At 38.8% G+C, this 24,938-nt stretch carries 36 protein-coding genes; 4 read left to right on the top strand and 32 right to left on the bottom strand.

What is annotated here, in order from left to right:
- Positions 1–14: 14 nt before the first annotated feature.
- The 30 genes from rpsD to rpsL all read right to left on the bottom strand — a co-directional run bounded on the left by rpsD (position 15) and on the right by rpsL (position 15,627).
- Positions 15–620, bottom strand: a complete 606-nt coding sequence (gene rpsD / locus Q4597_RS06305; RefSeq protein WP_215438395.1) for a 30S ribosomal protein S4 — start codon at positions 618–620, stop codon at positions 15–17.
- 86 nt (positions 621–706) lie between these two features.
- A complete protein-coding gene (gene rpsK / locus Q4597_RS06300; protein WP_038238201.1) occupies positions 707–1,111 on the bottom strand; it encodes a 30S ribosomal protein S11 in 405 nt (134 codons plus the stop codon).
- 13 nt (positions 1,112–1,124) lie between these two features.
- On the bottom strand, positions 1,125–1,499 hold the full coding sequence (gene rpsM / locus Q4597_RS06295; RefSeq protein ID WP_194524636.1) for a 30S ribosomal protein S13: 375 nt from the start codon (positions 1,497–1,499) through the stop codon (positions 1,125–1,127).
- A gap of 2 nt (positions 1,500–1,501) precedes the next feature.
- The gene (gene ykgO, locus Q4597_RS06290) at positions 1,502–1,618 is read right to left on the bottom strand and encodes a type B 50S ribosomal protein L36 (protein WP_013305171.1); all 117 of its coding nucleotides are present in this window, start codon (positions 1,616–1,618) and stop codon (positions 1,502–1,504) included.
- Positions 1,619–1,642: 24 nt separating this feature from the next.
- A complete protein-coding gene (gene infA, locus Q4597_RS06285) occupies positions 1,643–1,858 on the bottom strand; it encodes a translation initiation factor IF-1 (RefSeq protein WP_013751343.1) in 216 nt (71 codons plus the stop codon).
- A gap of 2 nt (positions 1,859–1,860) precedes the next feature.
- Positions 1,861–3,204 carry a preprotein translocase subunit SecY gene (secY, locus tag Q4597_RS06280; RefSeq protein WP_303405269.1) on the bottom strand — a complete coding sequence of 448 codons (1,344 nt, stop codon included), beginning with the start codon at positions 3,202–3,204 and terminating at the stop codon, positions 1,861–1,863.
- A gap of 12 nt (positions 3,205–3,216) precedes the next feature.
- Positions 3,217–3,669: a 50S ribosomal protein L15 gene (gene rplO / locus Q4597_RS06275; protein WP_215438397.1), complete on the bottom strand. Its 453-nt coding sequence runs from the start codon at positions 3,667–3,669 to the stop codon at positions 3,217–3,219.
- Positions 3,670–3,682: 13 nt separating this feature from the next.
- Positions 3,683–3,865, bottom strand: a complete 183-nt coding sequence (gene rpmD, locus Q4597_RS06270) for a 50S ribosomal protein L30 (RefSeq protein ID WP_215438398.1) — start codon at positions 3,863–3,865, stop codon at positions 3,683–3,685.
- An 11-nt stretch (positions 3,866–3,876) separates the two neighbouring features.
- Positions 3,877–4,401, bottom strand: a complete 525-nt coding sequence (rpsE, locus tag Q4597_RS06265; protein ID WP_215438399.1) for a 30S ribosomal protein S5 — start codon at positions 4,399–4,401, stop codon at positions 3,877–3,879.
- Positions 4,402–4,409: 8 nt separating this feature from the next.
- Complete coding sequence (gene rplR / locus Q4597_RS06260) at positions 4,410–4,766, bottom strand: 50S ribosomal protein L18 (protein WP_215438400.1); 357 nt, start codon at positions 4,764–4,766, stop codon at positions 4,410–4,412.
- 9 nt (positions 4,767–4,775) lie between these two features.
- Positions 4,776–5,318, bottom strand: coding sequence for a 50S ribosomal protein L6 (rplF, locus tag Q4597_RS06255; protein ID WP_215438401.1), 543 nt, complete (start codon positions 5,316–5,318; stop codon positions 4,776–4,778).
- An 18-nt stretch (positions 5,319–5,336) separates the two neighbouring features.
- Positions 5,337–5,735, bottom strand: a complete 399-nt coding sequence (gene rpsH, locus Q4597_RS06250; protein WP_215438402.1) for a 30S ribosomal protein S8 — start codon at positions 5,733–5,735, stop codon at positions 5,337–5,339.
- Between the two features lie 65 nt (positions 5,736–5,800).
- Positions 5,801–6,070, bottom strand: a complete 270-nt coding sequence (gene rpsN, locus Q4597_RS06245; RefSeq protein ID WP_013305180.1) for a 30S ribosomal protein S14 — start codon at positions 6,068–6,070, stop codon at positions 5,801–5,803.
- 1 nt (position 6,071) lies between these two features.
- The gene (rplE, locus tag Q4597_RS06240; RefSeq protein WP_215438403.1) at positions 6,072–6,623 is read right to left on the bottom strand and encodes a 50S ribosomal protein L5; all 552 of its coding nucleotides are present in this window, start codon (positions 6,621–6,623) and stop codon (positions 6,072–6,074) included.
- 3 nt (positions 6,624–6,626) lie between these two features.
- Positions 6,627–6,941: a 50S ribosomal protein L24 gene (gene rplX / locus Q4597_RS06235; protein ID WP_215438404.1), complete on the bottom strand. Its 315-nt coding sequence runs from the start codon at positions 6,939–6,941 to the stop codon at positions 6,627–6,629.
- Positions 6,942–6,954: 13 nt separating this feature from the next.
- Positions 6,955–7,323 carry a 50S ribosomal protein L14 gene (gene rplN, locus Q4597_RS06230; RefSeq protein ID WP_013993867.1) on the bottom strand — a complete coding sequence of 123 codons (369 nt, stop codon included), beginning with the start codon at positions 7,321–7,323 and terminating at the stop codon, positions 6,955–6,957.
- Between the two features lies 1 nt (position 7,324).
- Positions 7,325–7,585 carry a 30S ribosomal protein S17 gene (gene rpsQ, locus Q4597_RS06225; protein WP_013993866.1) on the bottom strand — a complete coding sequence of 87 codons (261 nt, stop codon included), beginning with the start codon at positions 7,583–7,585 and terminating at the stop codon, positions 7,325–7,327.
- Positions 7,586–7,598: 13 nt separating this feature from the next.
- On the bottom strand, positions 7,599–7,790 hold the full coding sequence (rpmC, locus tag Q4597_RS06220; RefSeq protein ID WP_215438405.1) for a 50S ribosomal protein L29: 192 nt from the start codon (positions 7,788–7,790) through the stop codon (positions 7,599–7,601).
- Between the two features lie 8 nt (positions 7,791–7,798).
- Positions 7,799–8,230, bottom strand: coding sequence for a 50S ribosomal protein L16 (rplP, locus tag Q4597_RS06215; RefSeq protein WP_215438406.1), 432 nt, complete (start codon positions 8,228–8,230; stop codon positions 7,799–7,801).
- Between the two features lie 19 nt (positions 8,231–8,249).
- A complete protein-coding gene (gene rpsC / locus Q4597_RS06210; RefSeq protein WP_038238165.1) occupies positions 8,250–8,972 on the bottom strand; it encodes a 30S ribosomal protein S3 in 723 nt (240 codons plus the stop codon).
- Position 8,973: 1 nt separating this feature from the next.
- Positions 8,974–9,381: a 50S ribosomal protein L22 gene (rplV, locus tag Q4597_RS06205; protein WP_215438407.1), complete on the bottom strand. Its 408-nt coding sequence runs from the start codon at positions 9,379–9,381 to the stop codon at positions 8,974–8,976.
- A gap of 3 nt (positions 9,382–9,384) precedes the next feature.
- A complete protein-coding gene (rpsS, locus tag Q4597_RS06200) occupies positions 9,385–9,663 on the bottom strand; it encodes a 30S ribosomal protein S19 (protein WP_215438408.1) in 279 nt (92 codons plus the stop codon).
- A gap of 13 nt (positions 9,664–9,676) precedes the next feature.
- The gene (gene rplB, locus Q4597_RS06195) at positions 9,677–10,501 is read right to left on the bottom strand and encodes a 50S ribosomal protein L2 (RefSeq protein WP_215438409.1); all 825 of its coding nucleotides are present in this window, start codon (positions 10,499–10,501) and stop codon (positions 9,677–9,679) included.
- 9 nt (positions 10,502–10,510) lie between these two features.
- Positions 10,511–10,801, bottom strand: a complete 291-nt coding sequence (rplW, locus tag Q4597_RS06190) for a 50S ribosomal protein L23 (protein ID WP_215438410.1) — start codon at positions 10,799–10,801, stop codon at positions 10,511–10,513.
- Positions 10,802–10,807: 6 nt separating this feature from the next.
- Complete coding sequence (gene rplD, locus Q4597_RS06185) at positions 10,808–11,437, bottom strand: 50S ribosomal protein L4 (protein WP_215438411.1); 630 nt, start codon at positions 11,435–11,437, stop codon at positions 10,808–10,810.
- Positions 11,437–12,054 (bottom strand): 50S ribosomal protein L3, encoded by a 618-nt coding sequence (gene rplC / locus Q4597_RS06180; RefSeq protein ID WP_215912891.1) that lies wholly within the window; start codon positions 12,052–12,054, stop codon positions 11,437–11,439. The genes rplD and rplC overlap by 1 nt, the downstream gene beginning before the upstream one ends.
- Before the next feature lie 187 nt (positions 12,055–12,241).
- Complete coding sequence (rpsJ, locus tag Q4597_RS06175; RefSeq protein WP_007094989.1) at positions 12,242–12,547, bottom strand: 30S ribosomal protein S10; 306 nt, start codon at positions 12,545–12,547, stop codon at positions 12,242–12,244.
- A gap of 12 nt (positions 12,548–12,559) precedes the next feature.
- Positions 12,560–14,695 carry an elongation factor G gene (fusA, locus tag Q4597_RS06170; protein ID WP_289038956.1) on the bottom strand — a complete coding sequence of 712 codons (2,136 nt, stop codon included), beginning with the start codon at positions 14,693–14,695 and terminating at the stop codon, positions 12,560–12,562.
- Positions 14,696–14,701: 6 nt separating this feature from the next.
- Entirely contained in the window at positions 14,702–15,178 is a 477-nt protein-coding gene (rpsG, locus tag Q4597_RS06165) for a 30S ribosomal protein S7 (protein WP_013993855.1), read from the bottom strand.
- Between the two features lie 74 nt (positions 15,179–15,252).
- Complete coding sequence (gene rpsL / locus Q4597_RS06160; protein ID WP_010519393.1) at positions 15,253–15,627, bottom strand: 30S ribosomal protein S12; 375 nt, start codon at positions 15,625–15,627, stop codon at positions 15,253–15,255.
- A gap of 648 nt (positions 15,628–16,275) precedes the next feature.
- Here rpsL and Q4597_RS06155 point away from each other — a divergent pair.
- The 3 genes from Q4597_RS06155 to rlmB all read left to right on the top strand — a co-directional run bounded on the left by Q4597_RS06155 (position 16,276) and on the right by rlmB (position 21,826).
- Complete coding sequence (locus Q4597_RS06155; RefSeq protein WP_303405268.1) at positions 16,276–19,491, top strand: SusC/RagA family TonB-linked outer membrane protein; 3,216 nt, start codon at positions 16,276–16,278, stop codon at positions 19,489–19,491.
- Between the two features lie 11 nt (positions 19,492–19,502).
- Entirely contained in the window at positions 19,503–21,008 is a 1,506-nt protein-coding gene (locus Q4597_RS06150) for a SusD/RagB family nutrient-binding outer membrane lipoprotein (RefSeq protein WP_303405267.1), read from the top strand.
- A gap of 71 nt (positions 21,009–21,079) precedes the next feature.
- Positions 21,080–21,826 (top strand): 23S rRNA (guanosine(2251)-2'-O)-methyltransferase RlmB, encoded by a 747-nt coding sequence (rlmB, locus tag Q4597_RS06145; RefSeq protein WP_215912896.1) that lies wholly within the window; start codon positions 21,080–21,082, stop codon positions 21,824–21,826.
- Positions 21,827–21,861: 35 nt separating this feature from the next.
- Here rlmB and Q4597_RS06140 read toward each other — a convergent pair whose 3' ends face one another.
- Positions 21,862–22,605 carry a rhomboid family intramembrane serine protease gene (locus Q4597_RS06140; RefSeq protein WP_303405266.1) on the bottom strand — a complete coding sequence of 248 codons (744 nt, stop codon included), beginning with the start codon at positions 22,603–22,605 and terminating at the stop codon, positions 21,862–21,864.
- Between the two features lie 145 nt (positions 22,606–22,750).
- Here Q4597_RS06140 and Q4597_RS06135 point away from each other — a divergent pair, with 145 nt between their 5' ends.
- Complete coding sequence (locus Q4597_RS06135; protein ID WP_215438419.1) at positions 22,751–24,028, top strand: replication-associated recombination protein A; 1,278 nt, start codon at positions 22,751–22,753, stop codon at positions 24,026–24,028.
- Here Q4597_RS06135 and Q4597_RS06130 read toward each other — a convergent pair.
- Positions 24,025–24,855 (bottom strand): hypothetical protein, encoded by an 831-nt coding sequence (locus Q4597_RS06130; protein WP_303405265.1) that lies wholly within the window; start codon positions 24,853–24,855, stop codon positions 24,025–24,027. The two genes, Q4597_RS06135 and Q4597_RS06130, sit on opposite strands and share 4 nt — an antisense overlap.
- Between the last annotated feature and the right edge of the window lie 83 nt (positions 24,856–24,938).

Here is a 24,938-nt window from a genome sequence, read left to right as displayed (position 1 = left end):
CTTAGTGTTCTTTATTATTTAGAGTAAAGCTCAACTATTAATTGTTCTTTGATATTCTCTGGAATTTGAAGTCTTTCAGGAACGGTTACAAAAGCACCTTCTTTCTTTTCTGAATTCCAAGTTATCCATTCGTACACTTTACTGTTAGCAGCAAGTGAATCTTGTATGGCCTGTAAAGATTTAGATTTTTCACGTACACCAACAACATCACCTGGCTTTAAAGAATAAGATGGTATGTTTACCAACTCACCATTTACGGTAATATGCCTGTGCGAAACCAATTGTCTTGCTCCTCTTCTTGATGGAGAGATTCCCATACGGAAAACTACATTGTCCAAACGTGACTCACATAATTGAAGTAATACCTCACCGGTAACACCTTCTTTTCTTTTAGCAGTAGCAAAAATGTTTCTAAACTGCTTTTCTAAGATACCGTAGGTATACTTAGCTTTTTGCTTCTCCATTAACTGTACCGCGTACTCAGACTTCTTACCTCTACGTCTTGCGTTACCATGTTGTCCTGGAGGATAATTCTTTTTTTCGAAAGATTTGTCATCTCCGAAAATTGCTTCGCCAAACTTACGGGCGATTTTACTCTTAGGTCCTGTATATCTTGCCATTTTCTTAAATTAAGAAGTGTGATTATGAATTAAGGCTTATCCTTCGATAATCGTAAAAAACACTTCTGTGAAATATTAGTAATTAATTAAACTCTTCTTCTTTTTGGAGGACGACAACCGTTATGCGGCATCGGTGTTACATCAATAATTTCGGTAACTTCTATACCAGAATTATGAACGGCACGAATTGCAGATTCTCTTCCGTTACCAGGTCCTTTAACATAGACCTTTACTTTTCTTAAACCAGCCTCATGAGCAGTTTTAGAACACTCTTCTGCAGCTACTTGCGCAGCATAAGGAGTGTTTTTCTTAGACCCTCTAAAACCCATTTTTCCAGCAGATGACCAAGAAATGACATCTCCTTTTTTATTGGTAAGGGAAATTATAATATTATTAAAAGATGCAGTTACGTGAGCTTCTCCAACCGAGTCAACGATTACTTTACGCTTCTTTGCCGCTTTTGCACCTGATTTTGTAGTTGCCTTTGCCATAATAACCTACTTATTATTTAGTTGCCTTCTTCTTGTTGGCTACCGTTTTTCTTTTTCCTTTTCTCGTCCTAGAGTTATTTTTTGTACGTTGTCCTCTAAGGGGAAGACCTGATCTGTGACGAATACCACGGTAACAACCTATATCCATCAAACGCTTAATATTAAGCTGCGTTTCAGAACGTAACTCACCTTCTATAGTAAAAGAAGAAACCGCATCCCTGATACGACCAATCTCATCATCGTTCCAATCAGACACTTTCGTATCCTCACTTACTTGGGCTATTTCCAAAATCTCTTTAGCCCTACTTCTACCGACACCAAAAATATAGGTCAATGCAATTACGCCCCTCTTCTGTTTTGGTATGTCTACACCTGCAATTCTTGCCATAACTATCCTTGTCTTTGTTTAAATCTAGGATTCTTTTTGTTGATTACGTACAACCTGCCCTTTCTGCGTACAATCTTGCAGTCGGCACTTCTTTTTTTAACTGATGCTCTTACTTTCATCGTTCTTATTCTTCTATCGTATTACTAATATCTATATGTAATTCTGGCCTTGGATAAATCATAAGGACTCATCTCCAATTTCACTTTATCTCCAGGAAGTAACTTAATATAATGCATACGCATCTTTCCTGAAATGTGAGCCGTTACTACATGACCGTTCTCTAACTCTACTCTAAACATTGCGTTTGACAATGCTTCAATTATAGACCCGTCTTGTTCTATTGCTGCTTGTTTAGCCATACTTATGCGACTTTTCTATTTTTCCCAGTTTTCATCAACCCGTCATAATGTCTATTCAGCAAATACGCATTTACTTGTTGTACCGTATCAATTGCCACACCCACCATAATTAAAAGTGATGTACCACCATAGAATAAAGCCCAACCCGCTTGAATATCCATTAATTTAACCACTATAGCAGGTAATACTGCTAAAAGCGCCAAAAATACGGAACCTGGCAATGTAATCAAAGACATTATTTTATCTAAGAAGTCTCCTGTCTCTTTTCCTGGTCTAATTCCAGGTATAAAACCACCACTTCTCTTCAAATCATCTGCCATTTTATTGGTCGGAACTGTAATAGCTGTATAGAAATACGTGAAAATAATTATCAATAAACCGAACAACACGTTGTAAGCTAGACCAAATATATCCTGAAACTGAACTTCCATCCACTGACCCACAGCGGTGTTGTTGAACGTTTTTCCTATTAAACTAGGAGCGAACATTATAGCCTGAGCAAAGATAATAGGCATAACCCCAGAAGCATTCAACTTCAAAGGAATATACTGCCTAGAACCCATTATATTCTTCTCATAACCACCAGAAGCAGTCCTTCTTGCATATTGCACCGGTATCTGACGCGTAGCGATTACCAAAAGTATACTGGCCAAAATCACCAAGAACCAAAGTATAATTTCAATAAGGATAAACATAAGACCACCATTGTTATCTACAGTTCTAGAAATGAATTCTTGAACAAAAGATTGAGGCATAGTGGCAATAATACCGATCATAATCAAAAGCGATATACCATTACCAATACCCTTATCAGTAATCTTCTCTCCCAACCACATTGCAAAAACACAACCGGTTACCAAGATAATAACTGCAGGAACCATGAAATCCAATCCTTTACCTAAAACAAAGGCACTATCTTGAACTCCAAAAGCTTCCAGACCGTATAAATAAGCTGGAGCCTGAACTACACAGATACCAATAGTTAACCAACGAGTAATTTGATTCTTCGTTTTTCTACCACTTTCACCTTCTTTATCCAACTTCTGTAAATAAGGTATAGCAATACTCATAAGCTGAACAACAATAGATGCCGATATATAAGGCATAATACCTAAGGCAAAAATTGATGCATTTGCAAAAGCACCACCAGTAAAAGCATTCAAAAGCCCAAATATACCAGAATCGGTACCTGAGGCTAATTCCGCTAATTGTGTAGAATCAATACCCGGAAGAACAATTTGACAACCAAAACGGTATACCAACAACAAACCAAGGGTTAGCATAATCCTATTCCTTAGCTCGTCTATCTTCCAAATATTGGATATGGTCTCGAAAAATTTCTTCATGGTCAGTTATGCTTATAAATTTATTGCTTCTCCACCTGCAGCTTCAATGGCCGCTTTGGCACTTGCCGTAAATTTATGCGCTGAAACCTTAAGTGAAGCTTTTAACTCTCCACCACCTAATATTTTCACAAGGTCCTTACTTTTGGCCAAACCATTTTCTACCAACATTTCAAAAGTTACAGCGTCTTTAACTTTTTTGTTATCGACCAACTCTTGTAATTTCTCAATATTGATTCCTTGGTACTCCACTCGGTTTATGTTAGTAAAACCAAATTTAGGCACACGTCTTTGTAATGGCATCTGACCACCTTCAAAACCTATTTTCTTAGAGTAACCAGATCTAGACTTAGCACCTTTGTGTCCTCTTGCAGCAGTCCCACCTTTACCAGATCCCTGACCTCTACCTATTCTCTTGCCAGCTCTATTGGTAGAACCATCTGCCGGCTTTAGATTACTTAAATTCATTATAATATGCTATTTAAGCTTCCTCAGTGGAAACCAAATGTTCAACTTTTGCTATCATACCGAGTATATTCGGCGTGGCATCATGCTCTACTACTTGACCAATTTTCTTAAGACCTAAAGCGGACAATGTACGCTTTTGGTTCTGGGGCCTTTTGATGCTGCTCTTTAACTGTTTTACCAGAATTTTCTTTGCCATAATATTTCTACTTATCCTTTAAAAACTTTTTCAAGAGAAACTCCTCTTTGACCAGCTACAGTTCTAGCATCCCTTAGTTGTAAAAGTGCATCAAAAGTAGCTTTAACCACATTATGAGGGTTAGAAGAACCTTGAGACTTAGACAATACATCTTGTACGCCAACTGCTTCCAATACCGCTCTTACTGCACCACCTGCAATAACTCCGGTACCATGAGATGCCGGTTGGATATATACACGAGCTCCACCAAATTTCCCTTTTTGTTCATGAGGCAATGTTGCCTTGTTCAAAGGAATACGGATCAAGTTCTTTTTTGCATCTTCAATAGCCTTGGCAATAGCAGTTGCTACTTCTTTAGATTTTCCTAAACCGTGACCAACAACTCCGTTTTCATCACCTACAACAACTATAGCTGAAAAACCAAAAGCTCTACCACCTTTAGTAACTTTGGTAACACGTTGTATGCCTACCAATCTATCTTTAAGTTCCAACCCACCGGGTTTTACGGTCTCTACGTTTTTATATTTCTGGTACATACTACTATTTAAAAATTAAGTCCTGCTTCCCTTGCGCCTTCAGCTAAAGATTTCACTCTTCCGTGGTAAAGGTTACCACCTCTATCAAAAGCAACTTTTTCAATACCTGCTTCTTTACACTTAGCAGCTATAGCCTTGCCAACAAGGTTTGCAATTTCAATTTTAGTACCTTTTTCTTTTGCCAAATCTTTATCTCTTGAAGATACGAAAGCTAATGTAGCTCCTTTTGTATCGTCTATAACTTGAGCATAAATTTCTTTATTACTTCTAAAAACGGATAATCTAGGTCTTTCCGCTGTTCCATTGGAAACCTTTCTGATTCTTCTCCGTATTCTCTGTTTTCTTTCGCTTGTTGATAATCCCATGATATACTATTAAGCTGATTTACCTGCTTTTCTTCTTAATTGCTCGCCAACAAACTTAACACCTTTTCCTTTGTAAGGCTCAGGCTTACGAAAGCCTCGTATTTTAGCGGCAATCTGACCCACCAATTGTTTGTCGAAAGATGTCAATTTTACAATTGGATTCTTTCCTTTCTCAGATACAGTTTCAACCTTAACTTCTGGAGCTATGTCTATTACTATATTGTGTGAAAATCCTAAGGCGATATCTAATTTCTGACCTTGATTACTGGCACGGTAACCCACACCTACAAGTTCTAATTCTTTTGTCCAACCTTTAGAAACACCTTCGATCATATTTCTAACTAGCGAACGGTAAAGACCATGCTTTGCCTTATGCTCTTTAGAATCTGACGGTCTAGTTACCCAAACCTGGTTCTCTTCAATTTTTATCTCGACGGCAGAAAACTCTTGAGTAAGCTCACCCAACTTGCCCTTTACGACAACCTCGTTTTCCTTTACCTCAACAGTAACCCCTTCAGGAATAGCTACCGGATTATTACCAATTCTTGACATTTCTTACTATTTATCCTATTAATATACGTAGCAAAGCACCTCGCCACCTACATTCTCATTTTTTGCCTGCTTGCTAGTCATAACCCCATGAGAGGTTGATACTATCGCTATCCCTAAGCCGTTCAAGACTCTTGGTAAGTTTTCAGCTCCTGCATACTTACGTAAACCTGGCTTACTAACTCTTTGTATTTTCTTAATAACAGGCTCCTTTGTTGCCTTGTCATATTTCAAGGCAATCTTAATAGTACCCTGAACTTTGTCTTCCTCAAACTTGTAACTCAAAATATAACCCTGATCGAACAATATTTTAGTCATCTCTTTCTTCACCTTGGAAGAAGGTATCTCTACCACTCTGTGACCAGCTCTGCTGGCATTTCTAACTCTCGTTAGGTAATCTGCTATAGTATCTGTAACCATCTGTATATAATTCGGTAACGGTTTTCGTCTTTATTAACGAACCTGAAACCAGTTATTCAATAATTCTACCAACTTGCCTTTTTAACACCTGGTATAAGACCTTGGTTGGCCATTTCTCTGAAGGTAACCCTAGAGATACCAAAAGTTCTCATGTAACCTTTTGGCCTACCTGTTAACTTGCAACGATTGTGCATACGAACAGGTGATGCATTCTTTGGCAACTTTTGCAATGCTTCGTAATCTCCAGCTTCTTTCAAAGCTTTTCTTTTCTCGGCATATTTAGCAACAGTCTTTGCCCTTTTGCGCTCACGGGCTTTCATTGATTCTTTAGCCATACTAGTTCTTTTTAAAAGGTAATCCTAATTCTGTTAATAATGATTTTGCTTCTTTGTCCGTTTCAGCAGAAGTAACAAAGGTAATATCCATTCCGTCAATTCTATTGATTTTATCAATATTGATTTCAGGAAAGATTATTTGCTCCGTTACACCTAGGCTATAATTTCCACGACCATCAAAACCTGTAGCTTTAATACCTTGAAAATCACGAACACGTGGCAATGCACTTGTAATTAAACGATCCAAAAATTCGTACATACGCTCACCACGTAAAGTTACTTTGGCGCCAATAGGCATACCCTTACGCAACTTAAACGCAGCAACATCCTTCTTAGATAGAGTAGCTACAGCTCTTTGACCTGTAATATTGGTCAACTCCTCTACTGCATGATCGATAAGTTTCTTATCTGCAACAGCGGCTCCTACACCTCTACTAACAACTATCTTCTCAAGTTTTGGCACCTGCATTACATTCTTGTAACCAAACTCTTCTTTAAGCGCATCTACTATACGCTCACCATATTCTTTTTTTAACCTCGAAACGTAAGCCATAACTTATATTACTTCATTGGATTTCTTAGAAAACCGGACTTTCTTTCCGTCTCTAACCTCGTACCCTACTCTTGTTGTCTCACCTGATTTTGCATCAATAAGGGCAAGATTGGAAATATGGATAGGAGCTTCTTTTTTAACGATACCACCCTGAGGGTTTTGCGCACTAGGCTTCTGATGCTTAGAAACCATATTAGCACCTTCTACGATGGCTTTGTTCTTTTCAAGATCTACGCTCATTACCTTGCCTTCGGTTCCTTTATGGTCCCCAGCAACGATACGAACCGTATCTCCTGTTTTAATTTTTAACTTTTTCATGCTTGCTATAATATTATAGTACCTCTGGGGCCAATGAAACAATTTTCATGAATTGCTTGTCGCGTAACTCGCGGGCAACCGGACCAAAAACACGGGTTCCTCTCATTTCTCCCGTTGGATTCAACAATACACAAGCATTGTCATCGAAACGAATATATGAACCATCAGGTCTTCTAACTTCTTTCTTTGTTCTAACAACTACCGCCGTAGAAACAGCACCTTTTTTGATACCTCCGTTTGGCGTAGCTTCCTTAACCGTAACAACGATTTTATCTCCGATGCTAGCGTATCTTCTCTTGGTACCACCAAGTACACGAATGGTCAAAACTTCTTTTGCCCCTGTGTTATCCGCTACCTTTAATCTTGATTCTTGCTGTAACATATTATTTAGCTCTTTCTAAGATTTCTACTAAACGCCAAGTTTTAGTCTTGCTTAACGGGCGTGTCTCCATTATCTTAACGGTATCACCTTCGTTACAATCATTCTTTTCATCATGAGCAACGTATTTTTTCGTCTTTAAAACGAACTTACCGTACATAGGGTGCTTTACTCGCTTTACCTCGGCCACAACAATGGATTTCTCCATTTTGTTACTGGTTACAACCCCTATCCTCTCTTTTCTTAAGTTTCTTTTTTCTTCCATAAAGCCGAACCAGTTATTGGTTTTCCCTATTAGTTAATTCCGTTGCTAATCTAGCTACCGTTCTTCTTGCCTTTCTGATTTGAAGCGGATTCTCAAGAGGCGTCACATAATGCGCAATTTTAAGATTCGCAGTCTCCTTTTTAAACTCAGCCAGCTTTTGCTTAAGCTCTTCTACAGACAATTCTTTAATTTCTTTGTTTTTCATGGTACAACTTAGATTAAATCTTGATCAACGTAGTCACGTGCCACAATAAATTTTGTCTTAACAGGTAACTTTTGTGCCGCCAACCTCAATGCTTCCTTAGCAACATCCATAGGTACACCAGCAACTTCAAATAAAACTCTTCCAGGCTTAACGACCGCTACAAAATACTCAGGAGCACCTTTACCTTTACCCATACGAACCTCAAGAGGTTTTTTGGTAATAGGCTTGTCTGGAAATATTTTTATCCATAACTGGCCTTGCCTTTTCATATATCTAGTAGCCGCGATACGAGCTGCCTCGATCTGACGTGACGTTATAAATTTTGAATCCAAAGTTTTGATGCCGAACATTCCATTAGACAATTGGAAACCTCTACCCGCATTGCCTTTCATGCGGCCCTTTTGCATCTTACGAAACTTGGTTCTTTTAGGTTGTAACATTGTTTACTTCTTTAAAAAATTACTTTCTACGACGTTGCTTTCTTCCGCCTTCACGTTTATCACCACCTTTTGAAGACTGACCTTTAGTCATACCCACTAACGGAGACAATTCACGCTTGCCGTACACTTCACCTTTCATGATCCAAACCTTGATACCCAACTTACCGTAAGTCGTTTGTGCTTCATGCAAAGCATAATCGATATCTGCACGGAAAGTAGATAATGGAATACGACCATCTTTATAAGACTCCGAACGCGCCATCTCAGCACCGTTCAAACGACCAGAAATCTGAATTTTGATTCCTTCAGCATTCATTCTCATTGCCGCAGCAATAGCCATTTTAATAGCTCTTCTAAAAGAAATTCTGCTTTCAATTTGACGAGCAACACTAGCTGCTACCAAATTTGCATCCAACTCAGGCCTCTTAATCTCATAAATATTGATCTGAACCTCTTTATTGGTGATTTTCTTAAGCTCTTCTTTAAGCTTATCCACCTCTTGACCACCTTTACCGATAATAATACCAGGTCTTGCAGTAGTCACAGTTATTGTAATCAACTTTAAAGTACGCTCTATAATTACTCTAGAAACGCTAGCCTTGGCCAAACGCGCATGAATATATTTACGTATTTTATCGTCTTCAGCTAGTTTATCTCCATAATCGTTTCCACCGTACCAGTTAGATTCCCATCCTCTGATAATTCCTAGACGATTCCCTATCGGATTTGTTTTCTGTCCCATTCTAGCTTTCTATATTATTATTAGACCCCAATACCAATGTAACATGGTTGGAACGTTTTCTAATTCTATGCGCTCTACCCTGTGGGGCCGGACGCAATCTTTTCAACATACTACCACCATCAACACGAATTTCCTTTACAAAAAGATCCGCATCCTCTACACTAGCATCCTCATTCTTAGATTGCCAGTTTGCCAAGGCAGAAAGCAACAATTTCTCTAATTTACGAGAAGCTTCCTTTGGATTAAAACGTAGTATTGCCAATGCTTGCTCTACTTTTACACCTCTAACCAAATCCGCAACCAAGCGCATTTTTCTAGGAGACGTAGGACAGTTGTTCAATTTAGCGAACGCTATCTGCTTTTTCTCAGCCTTAATTCTTTCGGCCATCTGTTTTTTTCGAACTCCCATAGCTTACTTTTTTCCTTTGTTCTTGGCTCCTGCATGACCTCTAAAAGATCTTGTTGGAGAAAATTCGCCTAATTTATGACCTACCATATTCTCTGTAACGAAAACAGGAACAAACTGCCTTCCGTTGTGCACAGCTATTGTCTGACCTACAAAATCAGGTGTTATCATCGATGCTCTTGACCACGTTTTTATAACGCTCTTCTTTCCAGAAGAAACGCTTTGCTGGATTTTTTTATCCAAACTATAATGAACGTAAGGTCCTTTTTTTAACGATCGTGCCATTGTTTCTTACTTTTTATTTCTTTCTACGTTCTAGAATATACTTATTCGTCTTCTTGGTTCTAGTACGCGTTCTATAACCTTTAGCCGGAATTCCGTTTCTTGATCTTGGATGACCACCAGAAGCCCTACCTTCACCACCACCCATTGGGTGATCAACAGGGTTCATAGCTACAGGTCTAGTCCTAGGTCTTCTACCCAACCATCTACTTCTACCTGCTTTACCAGACACCAATAACTGATGATCGGAGTTTGAAATAGCTCCAATCGTAGCCATACACGTAGACAAAATCAACCTAGTTTCACCTGAAGGCATTTTAACCGTAACGAACTTACCGTCTTTTGCCATTAACTGAGCAAAAGTACCTGCACTTCTAGCCATAACAGCTCCTTGACCAGGTCGTAATTCTATACAAGAAATAATAGTACCTAACGGTATCTCGCTTATTGGCAATGCATTTCCAATTTCAGGAGCAACATTACTACCAGAAGCAACCTCTTGACCTACTTGCAATCCGTTTTGAGCAATGATGTATCTTTTCTCACCATCAGCATACTTCAACAATGCAATAAAAGCCGTTCTGTTTGGATCGTACTGAATTGACTCAACAGTAGCAGCAACATCTTGCTTATCCCTCTTGAAATCAATTACACGATACCTTCTCTTATGCCCACCACCTCTATGGCGAATGGTCATTTTTCCTTGACTGTTTCTTCCTCCCGATTTTTTTAACGGAGCGAGCAAGCTCTTCTCCGGCTTATCAGCAGTAATGGCGTCAAAACCATTTACTACTCTAAAACGCTGTCCGGGGGTTATGGGTTTTAATTTTCTAACTGACATTTCTTGTCTTTATAGATTACTGTAAAAATCAATAGCATCACCTTCAACCACATCAACTATTGCTTTTTTAATTGCATTAGTCTTACCATGCTGTACTCCAGTCTTGGTGAAACGCGTTTTTCTAGACGGACCATAATTCATGGTACGTACACTCTTAACCGAAACACCGTAAGTTGCCTCTACCGCGTCTTTAATCTGAATCTTGTTGGCCCTTGGATCAACTATGAAACCATAACGATTGTACAACTCGCTCTCGGCGGTCATTTTTTCCGTTATTATTGGTTTTATCAACACACTCATGGCTTTCTATTTTGTTAAGTTTGACTCCAATCCTTCTAAAGCACCCTCAAGCAATACGATACTGTTTGCATTAAGAATTTTGTAAGTGCTTATTTCTGAGGAAGTTACAACTTCGGAACCTTTCAAATTTCGCGAAGACAAATATACGCTATTATTTGAATCACCCAAGACAAACAACGATTTTTTGTTTTCAAGCCCTAAAGACTTCAAAACACCTTTAAAATCCTTAGTCTTTGGTGTATCAAAATTAAAGTCTTCAACAACTAAAATTGCTTGCTCCTTAGACTTAATACTCAAAGCAGATTTACGAGCTAAACGCTTAACGTTTTTGTTCAACTTTTGTCCGTAATCCTTTGGTCTTGGTCCAAAAATTCTACCACCACCTCTAAAAATAGGAGATTTAATACTACCGGCACGCGCTGTACCAGTTCCTTTTTGCTTTTTGATCTTACGAGTACTACCCGCAATTTCCGCACGCTCCTTAGATTTGTGCGTACCTTGTCTCTGGTGTGCCAAGTATTGCTTAACATCCAGGTACACGGCGTGATCATTTGGCTCTATTGCAAAAACAGCATCAGAAAGGTCTGCCTTTCTACCTGTTTCTTTTCCTTTGATATCTAAAACTGCTACCTTCATTACTTCTCGATAGTTACGTAAGCATTCTTATGACCTGGAACCGCACCTTTTACAACTAAAAGATTCTTCTCCGGCACTACCTTTAACACTCTAAGGTTCTGAACGGTAACTCTATCACCACCCATTCTTCCGGCCATTTTCATTCCTTTAAAAACTCTAGCAGGATAAGATGCGGCACCAATGGAACCAGGAGCTCTCAAACGGTTATGTTGCCCGTGGGTCGCTTGACCTACACCACCAAATCCGTGGCGCTTTACAACACCTTGAAAACCTTTACCCTTAGACGTACCAATAACATCTACAAATTCTCCTTCTACAAATACGTCAACACCTACTGTGTCACCCAATTTGTAACCTTCATCAAAACCTTGAAATTCAACGACTTTCTTCTTAGGAGATGTACCTGCCTTTTTAAAATGACCCGCTTCGGCCTTATTAGCACGCTTATCTGCCTTGTCATCGAAACCAAGTTGAAGAGCACTATACCCATCAACCTCTTCGGTTCTGACTTGGGTAACTACACATGGTCCTGCTTCTATAACAGTACAAGGAATGTTCTTCCCGTTCTCGTCAAAGATGCTGGTCATGCCTACTTTTTTTCCAATTAACCCAGACATACTGATTTTAGATTATGGAATTCAGATTTTCACAAACCCGCCTTCCGTTTATATATACTTATTAAATACTCATTAACTATGGGACAAAAAAACAGGGTCAAAACAATTCAACCCTGATTGTTTTTCTCCGTTTTTCCCTCGCACGCAGCTCGGGACATGTCCCCCATCCTAACCGGACGGGTTAAAACTATACTTTTATCTCAACCTCAACACCACTAGGAAGCTCTAACTTCATAAGGGCATCAATAGTTTTTGATGAAGAACTATAGATATCCAACAATCTCTTATAAGAACTAAGTTGGAATTGCTCTCTAGACTTCTTATTTACGTGCGGCGAACGCAATACTGTAAATATTTTCTTATGCGTTGGCAAAGGAATAGGTCCAGTTACCACAGCTCCGGTAGTTTTTACCGTTTTTACGATTTTTTCAGCAGACTTATCCACCAAATTGTGATCGTAAGATTTTAATTTTATCCTTATTTTCTGGCTCATCTTTCTAAAAAATTAAGCGGTTGTAACACCTTTTGCTGCCTTAATAACCTGTTCTGAAATATTTGATGGAGTCTCAGCATAGTGAGAGAATTCCATTGTAGAGGTTGCTCTACCCGAAGAAAGTGTTCTTAGAGAAGTAACATAACCGAACATTTCCGATAATGGCACCTCACCTTTAATAACTTTAGCTCCAGCTCTATCACTCATACTAGAGATAGTTCCTCTTCTACGGTTCAAATCACCAACTATATCACCCATGTTCTCTTCTGGTGTTAACACCTCGATTTTCATGATTGGCTCCATAATTACGGCACCAGCAGCTTTACCTGCAGCTTTATATCCCATTTTTGCAGCAAGCTCAAAAGAAAGTGCATCAGAATCCACAGGGTGGAAAGAACCATCCTTTAAGACAACCTTCATTGAATCCATTTCAAATCCGGCTAATGGACCATTAAGCATTGCAGCTGCAAATCCTTTTTCAACAGAAGGAATAAATTCCTTAGGAATACGACCACCTTTTATCTCATCAACAAACTGCAACCCTTCTCCTTCGAAATCCTCATCTGCAGGACTCATTTCAAATACAATATCACCAAACTTACCACGACCACCAGATTGCTTCTTATAAGTTTCTCTGTGCGCAGCCATTTTAGTAAGCGCCTCTTTGTACTCAACCTGTGGCTCACCTTGGTTTACCTCTACTTTGAACTCACGTTTCAAACGGTCAACAATAATATCCAAGTGAAGCTCACCCATACCAGAAATAATTGTCTGACCTGAAGCCTCATCTGTTTTTACTTGGAATGTAGGATCTTCTTCAGCTAATTTAGCCAAAGCCATACCCAATTTATCTACATCAACCTTAGTTTTAGGCTCAACAGCAATACCAATTACAGGATCAGGAAAGTCCATGCTTTCCAATACAATAGGATGCTTTTCAGCAGACATTGTATCACCTGTTTTAATATCCTTAAACCCTACCGCAGCTCCAATATCCCCAGCTTCGATAAAATCGATAGCATTTTGTTTATTGGAATGCATTTGATAAATACGTGAAATACGCTCTTTTTTTCCTGAACGATTGTTCAATATATAAGAACCAGCATCCAAACGACCAGAATACGTTCTAAAAAACGCCAATCTACCAACAAATGGATCCGTAGCAATTTTAAAAGCTAAAGCCGCAAAAGGTTCCTTTACACTAGGTTTTCTAGACTCTTCTTGTCCAGTTTCAGGATTTACACCAACAATGGCATCCTTATCTACAGGAGAAGGCAAATATCTACAAACAGCATCCAACAAGAATTGAACACCTTTATTTTTAAACGAAGAACCACAGACCATAGGAATAATAGCCCTATCCATAACAGCAGCCCTTAATGCAGCATGAACTTCCTCTTCCGTGATAGAATCCTCATCTTCAAAGAATTTTTCCATCAACTCCTCATCATACTCCGCAACTGCTTCGATCAAGGCAGCTCTATACTCCTTAACCTCAGCTTTCATGTCCTCTGGAATATCAACAACATCAAAAGTTGACCCAAAACCTTCCTCGTGCCAAACTATTGCTCTGTTTTTAGCCAAATCGACAATACCTCTAAAGTCAGCTTCATCACCAATAGGCAATACAATTGGAACAGCATTTGACCCCAACATCTCCTTAACCTGCTTACACACGTTCAAGAAGTTAGAACCTTGACGATCCATTTTGTTAACAAAACCAATACGAGGCACTTTATAGTTATCGGCCAACCTCCAGTTAGTCTCAGACTGAGGCTCTACACCATCAACTGCACTGAAAAGGAAAACCAAACCATCCAAAACACGCAAAGAACGGTTAACTTCCACCGTAAAATCAACGTGCCCCGGAGTATCTATTATATTAAAGTGATAATCCTTGGTATCAGGCAACGGTTTTGCGTTTTCCATTGGAAATTTCCATGTACATGTTGTTGCAGCAGAAGTAATGGTAATACCACGCTCTTGCTCCTGCTCCATCCAGTCCATAGTAGCCGCACCATCATGCACCTCACCTATCTTATGACTAACACCTGTATAAAAAAGTATACGCTCTGTTGTTGTTGTTTTACCAGCATCAATATGAGCAGCAATACCTATGTTTCTTGTAAATTTTAAATCTCTTGCCATTTCTGATTAGAATCTAAAGTGTGAAAAAGCTTTATTAGCCTCTGCCATTTTATGTGTATCTACTCTCTTTTTAACCGCTGCACCTTCTTCTTTCGAAGCGGCAAGAACTTCAGCTGCTAATTTTTGCGCCATTCCTTTTTCATTACGCTTTCTAGCGAAGCTAATCAACCATTTCATCGCAGTGGAAATCTTACGATCAGGTCTAATTTGCATTGGAATTTGAAATGTAGCACCACCTACTCTTCTACTTCTAACCTCAACATGAGGCATAACATTTGAAAGGGCATCCTTCCAAAGCTCTAAAGCAGTTTTTTCGTCATCGGTCTTTTTTTCTTCTACGATATCCATCGCATCATAGAAAACACTAAAAGCGATTGACTTTTTACCGTCCCACATCATCATATTAACAAAACGTGTCACCAATTGATCGTTAAATCTTGGATCTGGTAAAAGTGGTCTTTTCTTTGCCTGTCTTTTTCTCATTACTTAATAATTTAGAGCTTGGAATCTATAATTGAAACTTACATCTCAACATTCACCCACAACTCTTTGTTCATTTACTTCTTAGGGCGTTTTGCACCATACTTAGATCTACGTTGAGTTCTTCCTGCAACACCTGCAGTATCCAAAGCACCTCTAACGATGTGATATCTAACACCTGGCAAATCCTTTACCCTTCCGCCCCTTACTAATACTATCGAGTGCTCTTGGAGGTTATGTCCTTCTCCAGGTATGTAAGCGTTTACTTCCTTACCATTGGTCAACCTAACCCTTGCTACTTTTCTCATAGCTGAGTTTGGCTTCTTAGGTGTAGTCGTATAAACACGAGTACAAACACCTCTTCTTTGAGGACACGAATCCAAAGCCGCCGATTTACTCTTCTTAGTAATCGTGGACCTTCCTTTTCGTACTAATTGTGAAATTGTTGGCATACTAATTATATATGTATAAATAACCCCTTGTTTAAGGGTCGGCAAATGTAAGACTATTTCGCAGAAATTCAAATAGTTTGGGATTAATTTTCAAGATTTTTATTTCCTCCAATTTTTCATAAAGTTTCAAGACAGCAACCGAAACCATATTCACCCCACAAAAGCACCATAAAATAAATAGTACACAATTACCAAATTTTGACAATTCAACTATAATCACCATCATACAAAACAAGATAACCATCCATCAATATCAAAGACAGCCACACCAATAACAAAATGTTCCCATGGATTTAAAACAAGCTAGAAACAGCAAATAAACCCATAAAATTCATATTTGTTAGGATTATTCCTATTAAATTAATCTTAAATCAAGCGTATTTTGCCAAAAATCGCTAAATATCGACATAATTGAATAATTCTAATTTTTTTAACACAAACCAACCGCCCTTTTCATCAAAGGAACTTAAAAATCGTTTTTTCTATAACTTTAACTTAACAAACTGTGTGATTTTACTAAATATATAGACTAAAACCTCATAATATCACACCCAAAAACCTATGCATGCATAATTTAGAGTTAAAAAAAATTGGATTATTAACGTGAAATTATGATTTTTGGCGCTAGCTAATTCAAATAATTATAAAATGAGAGCAAAACAAAAAGGATTGTTAACGCTGTTTTTGGCGTTAATTGTGCAGATTTCATTTGCACAAAACAAATCGATTACCGGTACGGTATCCGACCAAGACGGTCTACCACTGCCGGGAGTTAACATTGTTGTTCAAGGTACAACAAATGGTACCCAAACAGATTTTGACGGTAACTACGCCATTTCGGCTAGTGAAGGTCAATCATTAGTATTCTCGTATATTGGATACAAAAATGAGACCCGTACTGTTGGAACCTCAAACACTATCAACCTTCAAATGTCCGAGGATGCCCAGGCACTTGACGAGGTAGTGGTAACCGCCCTTGGTGTTGAACGTGACGCCAAATCACTTTCGTATTCCGCTCCAAAAGTTAATGCGGATGATTTAAGTTCAGCACAAAACAACAATGCCATTTCAGCATTATCAGGTAAGGTTGCAGGGCTTAAAGTTAACTCCCCTTCGGGTAATTTAGGAGGCTCACAACGAATTTTAATTCGTGGCGCTAACTCAGTTACAGGTGAGAACCAACCATTATTTGTTATTGATGGTATCCCAATGGACAATTCAAACTTTAACACTAACGATACGCAAAGAGGTGCTGGTGGTGTTGATTTTGGTAGTACCATAAACGATATTGACCCTAATAGTATTGAAAGTGTAACCGTATTGAAAGGAGCAGCAGCAGCTCTATATGGCTCTAGGGCCTCAAATGGTGTTGTTTTAATCAACACAAAGAAAGGAAAATCGTCTAAAAGATTAGGCGTCTCAATTAATACTTCTGTAACATTTTCTGAAGTTGCTATCCTACCAGATTTACAAAGAGAATACGGTGGTGGATCGATTATTTCCGATGCCGATGGCGGACGAAATGGTTTTGAAGTTGCTACTATAAATGGTACTGAATATTTAGTCCCTCAATATGCTACGGATGAAAGCTGGGGACCTAAATACGACCCAAACATCCAATACCTTGGGTGGGATGCCTTTGACCAAGAAAGCTTTCCTAATGACTACCTAAAAACTAGACCCTGGGTAGCCCCGGCGAATGATGTTGAAAGCTTTTTCAACACTGGAATCTCCACAAATAATAACATTTCAGTTTCTTCTGGAGGCGATAAGGGCAGTTACCTCATGTCTGTCGGTAATGAAAAAACCACAGGTATCGTTCCTGGAACAGAAATCAACAAACATTTCTTACGTTTAAACCTAACCCAAAGATTATCGGATAAAGTGACATTCGTAGGAACGATGAATTACGTTAACACTAATGGCATTAGGCCGATTATAGGATACGATGACAATAGTGTAACTCAAAAATTCTTTCAGTGGGGTCAGCGTCAACTAGATTATGACAGGCTTAGCAAATACAAAAATAATGATGGAAGCCAAAGAACATGGAATAGAATTTCATACGATGATCCTTCCCCAAACTATTCGGACAATCCATATTGGACTGCTTATGAAAATCATCCTACGGATAAACGAACTAGGATTTATGGCTCTGCTAGTGTAAATTATCAAGTAACCGAGTCGTTTGGCCTTAAATTAAGTACTTATGGTGACACCTATAACTTCAGAAACACAGAAAGAGCGTCTATCGGTTCCCAGGCTCAATCTAAATTTACGTCTAGAACTTATGATTTTGAAGAATTCAATTACGAATTTGTTGCAAATTATAAAAAGGACATTTCGGAGAATTTTAATCTTACAGCTTTAGCTGGTGTTAACCAAAGAGACTACCAACTCGATTACAGATTTAATGAAACGACTGGTGGACTAACCATCCCTGGAATTTTCAATATAAACAACGGAAAAGGACCTTTAGACCAAGATACTTACACGGATTTTAAGAAAGTTAACAGTGTTTTCGGTAGCTTAAACTTAGGATTCGCTAATCAATTGTTTGTTGATTTAACAGCTCGTAATGATTGGTCTTCTACTTTACCAAATGACAACAACTCTTATTTTTATCCTTCTGCTTCTTTGGCTTGGGTATTTAGCGAGTTAGTTCCTGATTCAAGTTGGTTCAATTATGGTAAACTTCGTGCCAACTGGGCAGAGGTGGGTAATGATGCGGATCCTTACACTGTTATAAGCACTTTAACTTTGGATACTCCTTTCAATGGCGAAGGTCGTGTAACCGTGCCTTCTACGTTGTTAAATGCCAATCTTAAAAATGAAACCACTAGAACTTGGGAATTGGGTGCTGAGTTAAGTTTCCTAAAAAATAGAGTAAACCTAGATGTTACGTATTATAACAACTCAACTACGGATCAAATTATCCCTGTAGATTTATCTTATGGAACGGGTTATGGTGCTCAATGGATCAACGCAGGTGAGATGACTAACAAAGGTATTGAAGTCCAATTAGGTCTTAAGCCAATTAAAACCGAAGATTTTTCTTGGGAAATTGATTTAAACTATGCGAAAAATGAAAACGAGTTGGTTGAACTAGCGGAAGGGCTAGAATCAATTAACCTAACAAATGCACCATTTAGAGCTCAGTTATTAGCAACTGTAGGCCAGCCTTACGGTGTAATAATGGGTACCGATTTTGTATATGACGATGCCGGTAACAAAGTTATTGCTGATGGAGGAATGTATGCTGCCACTCGTGACCTAGTTCCACTTGGATCTGTTCTTCCAGATTACACTGCCGGTATTCGAAACAGCCTTAGATATAAGAACCTAGATTTGACTTTCCTAGTTGAAACTAGTCAAGGAGGCTCGTACTTCTCTACATCCCACCAATGGGGTATGTACTCAGGTATGTTACAAGCTACTGTTGATAATAATATTAGAGAAGATGGTATTGTTCTAAATGGAGTTACAGGAACTATTACTTATGACGACAATGGAAATTATACAGTATCCAATACAGCAACTAACACTCAGAACATAGACGGCCAAACTTACGGTACTATGCACTATGGTGGTAATGGAACTCCTGACGCTCAAAACGTTTTTGACGCAGATTTCGTTAAATTACGTGAGATTGCGCTAGGATATACCTTTCAAAAAGATTTCTTAAAAATATTTGATTCCGCAAGAATCAGTGTTTTTGGAAGAAACCTTTTCACATGGGGCTTAGATTACGACGGTATCGATCCAGAAACTGTTTCTACAGGGTCAGGAAACGTACAAGGATTAGAAGGCGGCTTACAACCATCTCTTAGATCGTATGGTATGAACCTTAAATTATCATTCTAAAAAAATTGACAATGAAAAAATATAGTTTAGCAACATTAGTAGCTTCAGCGCTACTGTTTGTAGTCGGTTGTGATACCGATTATATAAATGACCCCGACAATCCGGCGTCAGCCCCATCTACTCAACTTTTCAGCAATGCTCAATTCGATTTAGCGTTCGAACTGAACGATGAGTGGGTTGCAGCTAGAGGAACTCTTCAAATTAGCCAATACTGGAATTCTACTTTTTACACAGATGAAAGTAGATATGCCCTTCGTACATCTATGGTGGATGATATGTGGGAATGGCCATACCGTATTTTAACAGATTTAAAAGAGGTTATTGAATTGAATACCGATCCAGATAATGCATCTTTAATGTTACAATATGGGTCTAACAGTGATCAAATTCAAATTTCCAGGATTATGATGGCCTACACATTCTCCAAATTGGTAGATACATTTGGCGATGTACCGTATTGGAGTTATGGGCAAATGGACAATCCGGACTTTCAGGCTTTGCGCTTAAAAGAAGGTGTTACTAGTCCAAGTTACACGGATGCAGCTACTATCTATGAGGATATGCTGAATGAATTAGCAGATGCGGCCAGTAAATTAGACCCTTCAGGTACAACAATGGCATCTGGTGATAATATTTATGGTGGTAGCAACGCTCAATGGATAAAATTTGCACATTCATTACGTTTAAGATTGGCATCTCACTTACTAGATGTTAATCCGACTTTGGCTAATTCAGTATTCGCCCAATCTGACGCTTCTGCTTTCACATCGAACGACGATAATGCACTATTCATGTTCGGAACTACTGACATAGTCGGGGGACCATGGCACGATGCATTTACAGTAAGTGCTCGTCGTGACTTTGCTCCTTCCTTATCTTTCACGGATTTACTTTACAACAGAACAGGTCCTTTTACAGGTATGGATACCGACCCTAGAGTTGATTCTTATTTCGATAAAAGATTAGACTCAGAAGAAGTTGTTGGTATTCCTTACGGTTTTGGGAACGCTGTTGCGCGTGCAGTAAATGACGAAGGTATTCCTGATGCCGAAATTATAAAACCAGATTTCTCACAGCCTATTTTGACTTATGCTGAAATCGAATTCATAAGATCAGAATTTAATGGATGGAATCAGGCGAACTATGAAAATGGCGTCGCTGCTTCCATGGAATACTGGGGAATTGATGCGGCAGATGTAACCACCTATACTGGAGCATTGCCTGCAGCTTCTGAAGAAACCGTCCTAACCCAAAAGTACATTGCTTTATATATGGATGGGCTTGAAGCATGGAGTTTGTATAGAAGAACTGGATTCCCAAACACTTTGACCGTTCCTGGTGATACCTTTGGAGATGCTACCTTTACAACTCTTGTTCCTGGTTTAGATGCAATACCAAGTAGAGTTACATACCCTCAGAACGAACAATTGCTAAACAAAACAAATTGGGATGCGGCTCGTAGTAGCTTATCCGATGGAGACGCAATGACTTCCAAAATATTCTGGGACGTAAATTAACTTCAAATTTGTTTTTGAACATTAAGAAAAACCACCTCTATAGAGGTGGTTTTTTATTTACATTTGCACCCATGGATAAAACAACTCAAATTTACGGTATACGCGCGGTCATTGAAGCTATAAATGCTAACGAACCTATAGACAAAGTATTTGTACAAAAAGGCCTCAAAGGTGATCTGTCCCGTGAATTGGAGGGTTTGATTCGAAAAAATGGTATCAACACTTCTTATGTTCCTATTGAAAAGCTCAACCGGTTAACACAAAACAACCACCAAGGTGTTGTCGCCAATATCTCCCCAATTACCTTCTATGAGCTAGAGGAACTTGTTGAGTCTGTCATTGCGGATAAAAAAGCCCCTTTATTTCTGCTACTTGACCAACTTTCTGATGTACGTAATTTTGGAGCAATAATCAGAACTGCGGAATGTACCGGTGTAGATGGCATCATTATTCAGAAAAAAGGAGCCGCTCCTGTAACTGCAGATACGATAAAGACTTCTGCCGGTGCCGCTTTTAACGTGCCTATAGCTAAAGTAGACCATATTAAGGATGCTGTTTATTATCTTCAAGCAAGTGGCATTAGTGTGGTAGGTGCTACCGAAAAAACAGATACCTCCATTTACGATATTAACTTTACCGGACCATCGGCTATAATTATGGGGTCTGAAGACAGAGGTATTTCTCCGTCCACTTTAAAAGCTGCTAATCATTTGGCCAAACTACCTTTGTTAGGAGAAATTGAGTCTCTAAATGTATCCGTTGCTTGTGCCGTATTTTTATACGAAACGGTTAGACAAAGAACTTCCTCCAAATCATAGGAGCCAAGTAAGACCTAGGTTCAATTTTTACAAATTTATTCCAAAAAGTCGGTTTCTTTATTTTCTTTATAGTGATAGGTAATTTGTACGGTTTCTTCCGGTTTGATTTCTTCAGGTGGACTCTCTATAAAATTACCGTTTTCATCAAATTGACGTAAAAATGCATCGGCTTCTTCATCATAATCATCCTCTTCCCAAGCATATTTTTTTATAGGTGGGGTTTCTGTCTTTATGACAAATGCCAGTAGTAATCCCCCAAGAAATCCACCCAAATGTCCTTCCCAAGATATTCCGTCTTCCACAGGAAAAATATACCAAAGCATACTCCCGTATATAAAAACTACGATTAGAGATAAGGCAACTAGACGATAATGTTTGGTAAATATCCCTTTAAAAAAAATAAAACTTGCCAAAAGATATATAACACCACTGGCCCCAATATGATATGATGGTCTTCCTATCCCCCACGTAAATAGTCCGGAAATTAAGATTCCGAAAAATAGTACCCGTAATGCAATACGTCTATAAAAATAAAATAGTGAAGCGCTTAAGACCACTAAGGGAATAGTATTATTATAAAGGTGCTCCAACGAGCCGTGAATAAAAGGGCTAAATAAGATGCCTTTTAAGCTCGAAACTCGTTGCGGGTATATACCATAATCATTTATGTTGATTTTAAAGCGTAATTCCACCCAAAACACCGTCCAAATAGAAATCACCGCCAATAATGGGGCAATTATTACACTGTTAGTGAATTTAAAATAAGTGTTATCAGACATATAGTATAAATTTAGCAATAAGTTGGCCAACGGCTTACAGACTGCTAAATCGTCATTTACGAATGACAGTCTTTCTGTGCTTAAAAAAGTTCGTTTGCCTTTTTATAGAAACCATCTTCTAACATCTTTATTATACTTTTGTATTATGAACGAACCTTTAGCGGAACGCATTCGCCCCAAAAGCTTAGAAGATTATATTAGCCAGAACCATTTGGTAGGTAAAGAAGGCTCTCTAACCAACCAAATCAAGAGAGGCATTATACCTTCCCTTATCCTGTGGGGACCTCCCGGTACAGGAAAAACAACCCTGGCCAATATCATAGCAACGGAAAGCGAGCGTCCTTTCTACGTCCTTAGTGCCATTAACAGTGGGGTTAAGGATATACGCGAGGTCATAGAAAAGGCAAAAAAAAGTGGAGGGCTGTTCACTGCAAAAAATCCTATTTTATTTATAGACGAGATTCATCGTTTCAGTAAATCGCAACAAGATTCGCTCTTGGCAGCGGTTGAAAAAGGTTGGGTCACCCTAATTGGCGCCACTACGGAAAACCCTAGTTTTGAGGTAATTCCCGCATTACTATCTCGTTGTCAGGTTTATATATTGAATGCTTTTGGAAAAGAAGACCTAAACAATCTTCTTAAAAGAGCCATTAAAGAGGACAAATACCTGAAGTCAAAAAAAATAGATTTAAAAGAGACCGAAGCCCTCATGCGATTGTCCGGTGGTGACGGAAGAAAATTACTGAATATTTTTGAGCTAGTTGTAAACTCCGAACCTGGGGATACTATAGAAGTTACAGATACGCTCGTTATGAGCAAAGTTCAAAAAAATACGGTGTTATATGATAAAACTGGAGAACAACACTATGATATTGTTTCTGCATTTATAAAATCCATCCGCGGAAGCGATCCCAACGGTGCGGTCTATTGGCTCGCAAGAATGATCGAGGGTGGTGAGGATATAAAATTCATTGCCAGGAGACTTCTTATTTCCGCTTCAGAAGATATTGGTCTTGCCAATCCTACCGCATTGGTCATAGCAAATAATGCTTTTCAGGCCGTTACTACAATAGGATATCCGGAAGCTAGTATTATCCTTAGCCAATGCGCAGTATACTTGGCTACTTCCCCAAAAAGCAATGCGAGCTACATGGCGATTAAAAAAGCTCAGCAAAAAGTCAGGGAAACCGGAGATCTGTCCGTTCCCCTACCCTTACGCAACGCTCCTACCAAGTTAATGAAAGATTTAGGATATGGTGCCGAATACCAATACGCGCATGATTATGAAAATAACTTTGTAAATGTAGAGTTCCTTCCCGAGGAGTTATCCGGTACCTCTTTCTATCAGCCAGGAAACAATTCCCGAGAAAACGCAATTAAAGATTTTTTAAAAAACAGGTGGAAGGGTAAGTATGACCATTAAAATTTAATGGTCAATTCTTCCGTTTTAAGCGCTCCATCTACATATTGCTCAAAATACCATTTTCCGTTTTGTTGAAAAACAACTCCATTTTTTCCTTCGCCTTCAGCTAAGAAATAATCGGGCAATGAACTTTTAAAGATTTTCAACTGAATTTTAGGAGTACTGTCTACCAACTGAAATCCGTTAGCAATTTCTTGGGCATATAACGTACCCATTGCGGACGCTTCGGCCTTTATAGCAACACTAGGCGCTTGAACCGATTTTTTTACATGGGATGGCTGCGGCCTATTATCTTTATAATTTTGGTTTTCACGAGTTGCCACCTGCTGAACCATTGGTTGCTTATTTTTTGGCTCATAGCTCGTTTTTTCCTCTATTTGCTTTACATCATTTTTCATGCTCACGGTTACAGGTTCGGTCTTATCCGCTTTACCGTTATACTTGTAGCTAATAGTGTTGAACGCCTTAAAAGCATTCCTTAAGGCCTCCCCATAAGCCAATTTATAGTCCTTCTCCTTACTTTTACCTACAGGTGTTGCAAAAACTTCTTGTCCGTTGCAATTTTCCAAGACCACACCGGCCTTGGTTGTAAACATAGATGAATCATCAATAAGGTTTGCGGTTAGCCCCAGACACCTATTGTTGTTCAGTTCATTGGGCAGCTCGTCTTCATAGACAGTTTGGAACCCTTCTTCAGTAAATAAAAATTTCACCAAAGTACTGGTTTGATACTGATTTACTTTTTTAAAACCATCAAACTTCTTTGGAACAATTATGTACTTGTAGTCATTAAGTTGTTCTTGGGCCATACCAATGAGACTTACCATGAAAAAACAGGTCAGGAATATATACTTCACAATCTTTATATTTAATATTTGTAAATAGGAAGATGAAAAAAGCGTGCCAAACC

This window comes from Zobellia sp. 1_MG-2023, from assembly GCF_030549125.1.
Classification (GTDB): Bacteria; Bacteroidota; Bacteroidia; order Flavobacteriales; family Flavobacteriaceae; genus Zobellia; species Zobellia russellii.
The sequence above is the reverse complement of the archived record's forward strand: the minus strand, read 5'-3'. Positions and strand labels throughout refer to the sequence as shown.

What these genes read in the sequence shown, in the direction of transcription:
- rpsD (WP_215438395.1), bottom strand. Translation starts at nt 620, where the DNA reads ATGGCAAGATATACAGGACCTAAGAGTAAAATCGCCCGTAAGTTTGGC.
- rpsK (WP_038238201.1), bottom strand. Translation starts at nt 1,111, where the DNA reads ATGGCAAAGGCAACTACAAAATCAGGTGCAAAAGCGGCAAAGAAGCGT.
- rpsM (WP_194524636.1), bottom strand. Translation starts at nt 1,499, where the DNA reads ATGGCAAGAATTGCAGGTGTAGACATACCAAAACAGAAGAGGGGCGTA.
- ykgO (WP_013305171.1), bottom strand. Translation starts at nt 1,618, where the DNA reads ATGAAAGTAAGAGCATCAGTTAAAAAAAGAAGTGCCGACTGCAAGATT.
- infA (WP_013751343.1), bottom strand. Translation starts at nt 1,858, where the DNA reads ATGGCTAAACAAGCAGCAATAGAACAAGACGGGTCTATAATTGAAGCA.
- secY (WP_303405269.1), bottom strand. Translation starts at nt 3,204, where the DNA reads ATGAAGAAATTTTTCGAGACCATATCCAATATTTGGAAGATAGACGAG.
- rplO (WP_215438397.1), bottom strand. Translation starts at nt 3,669, where the DNA reads ATGAATTTAAGTAATCTAAAGCCGGCAGATGGTTCTACCAATAGAGCT.
- rpmD (WP_215438398.1), bottom strand. Translation starts at nt 3,865, where the DNA reads ATGGCAAAGAAAATTCTGGTAAAACAGTTAAAGAGCAGCATCAAAAGG.
- rpsE (WP_215438399.1), bottom strand. Translation starts at nt 4,401, where the DNA reads ATGTACCAGAAATATAAAAACGTAGAGACCGTAAAACCCGGTGGGTTG.
- rplR (WP_215438400.1), bottom strand. Translation starts at nt 4,766, where the DNA reads ATGGGATTATCAACAAGCGAAAGAAAACAGAGAATACGGAGAAGAATC.
- rplF (WP_215438401.1), bottom strand. Translation starts at nt 5,318, where the DNA reads ATGTCAAGAATTGGTAATAATCCGGTAGCTATTCCTGAAGGGGTTACT.
- rpsH (WP_215438402.1), bottom strand. Translation starts at nt 5,735, where the DNA reads ATGGTTACAGATACTATAGCAGATTACCTAACGAGAGTTAGAAATGCC.
- rpsN (WP_013305180.1), bottom strand. Translation starts at nt 6,070, where the DNA reads ATGGCTAAAGAATCAATGAAAGCCCGTGAGCGCAAAAGGGCAAAGACT.
- rplE (WP_215438403.1), bottom strand. Translation starts at nt 6,623, where the DNA reads ATGGCTTACGTTTCGAGGTTAAAAAAAGAATATGGTGAGCGTATAGTA.
- rplX (WP_215438404.1), bottom strand. Translation starts at nt 6,941, where the DNA reads ATGAAAAAGTTAAAAATTAAAACAGGAGATACGGTTCGTATCGTTGCT.
- rplN (WP_013993867.1), bottom strand. Translation starts at nt 7,323, where the DNA reads ATGTTACAGCAAGAATCAAGATTAAAGGTAGCGGATAACACAGGGGCA.
- rpsQ (WP_013993866.1), bottom strand. Translation starts at nt 7,585, where the DNA reads ATGGAAGAAAAAAGAAACTTAAGAAAAGAGAGGATAGGGGTTGTAACC.
- rpmC (WP_215438405.1), bottom strand. Translation starts at nt 7,790, where the DNA reads ATGAAAAACAAAGAAATTAAAGAATTGTCTGTAGAAGAGCTTAAGCAA.
- rplP (WP_215438406.1), bottom strand. Translation starts at nt 8,230, where the DNA reads ATGTTACAACCTAAAAGAACCAAGTTTCGTAAGATGCAAAAGGGCCGC.
- rpsC (WP_038238165.1), bottom strand. Translation starts at nt 8,972, where the DNA reads ATGGGACAGAAAACAAATCCGATAGGGAATCGTCTAGGAATTATCAGA.
- rplV (WP_215438407.1), bottom strand. Translation starts at nt 9,381, where the DNA reads ATGGGAGTTCGAAAAAAACAGATGGCCGAAAGAATTAAGGCTGAGAAA.
- rpsS (WP_215438408.1), bottom strand. Translation starts at nt 9,663, where the DNA reads ATGGCACGATCGTTAAAAAAAGGACCTTACGTTCATTATAGTTTGGAT.
- rplB (WP_215438409.1), bottom strand. Translation starts at nt 10,501, where the DNA reads ATGTCAGTTAGAAAATTAAAACCCATAACCCCCGGACAGCGTTTTAGA.
- rplW (WP_215438410.1), bottom strand. Translation starts at nt 10,801, where the DNA reads ATGAGTGTGTTGATAAAACCAATAATAACGGAAAAAATGACCGCCGAG.
- rplD (WP_215438411.1), bottom strand. Translation starts at nt 11,437, where the DNA reads ATGAAGGTAGCAGTTTTAGATATCAAAGGAAAAGAAACAGGTAGAAAG.
- rplC (WP_215912891.1), bottom strand. Translation starts at nt 12,054, where the DNA reads ATGTCTGGGTTAATTGGAAAAAAAGTAGGCATGACCAGCATCTTTGAC.
- rpsJ (WP_007094989.1), bottom strand. Translation starts at nt 12,547, where the DNA reads ATGAGCCAGAAAATAAGGATAAAATTAAAATCTTACGATCACAATTTG.
- fusA (WP_289038956.1), bottom strand. Translation starts at nt 14,695, where the DNA reads ATGGCAAGAGATTTAAAATTTACAAGAAACATAGGTATTGCTGCTCAT.
- rpsG (WP_013993855.1), bottom strand. Translation starts at nt 15,178, where the DNA reads ATGAGAAAAAGACAGGCAAAGAAAAGACCACTTTTACCAGATCCAAGA.
- rpsL (WP_010519393.1), bottom strand. Translation starts at nt 15,627, where the DNA reads ATGCCAACAATTTCACAATTAGTACGAAAAGGAAGGTCCACGATTACT.
- Q4597_RS06155 (WP_303405268.1), top strand. Translation starts at nt 16,276, where the DNA reads ATGAGAGCAAAACAAAAAGGATTGTTAACGCTGTTTTTGGCGTTAATT.
- Q4597_RS06150 (WP_303405267.1), top strand. Translation starts at nt 19,503, where the DNA reads ATGAAAAAATATAGTTTAGCAACATTAGTAGCTTCAGCGCTACTGTTT.
- rlmB (WP_215912896.1), top strand. Translation starts at nt 21,080, where the DNA reads ATGGATAAAACAACTCAAATTTACGGTATACGCGCGGTCATTGAAGCT.
- Q4597_RS06140 (WP_303405266.1), bottom strand. Translation starts at nt 22,605, where the DNA reads ATGTCTGATAACACTTATTTTAAATTCACTAACAGTGTAATAATTGCC.
- Q4597_RS06135 (WP_215438419.1), top strand. Translation starts at nt 22,751, where the DNA reads ATGAACGAACCTTTAGCGGAACGCATTCGCCCCAAAAGCTTAGAAGAT.
- Q4597_RS06130 (WP_303405265.1), bottom strand. Translation starts at nt 24,855, where the DNA reads ATGGTAAGTCTCATTGGTATGGCCCAAGAACAACTTAATGACTACAAG.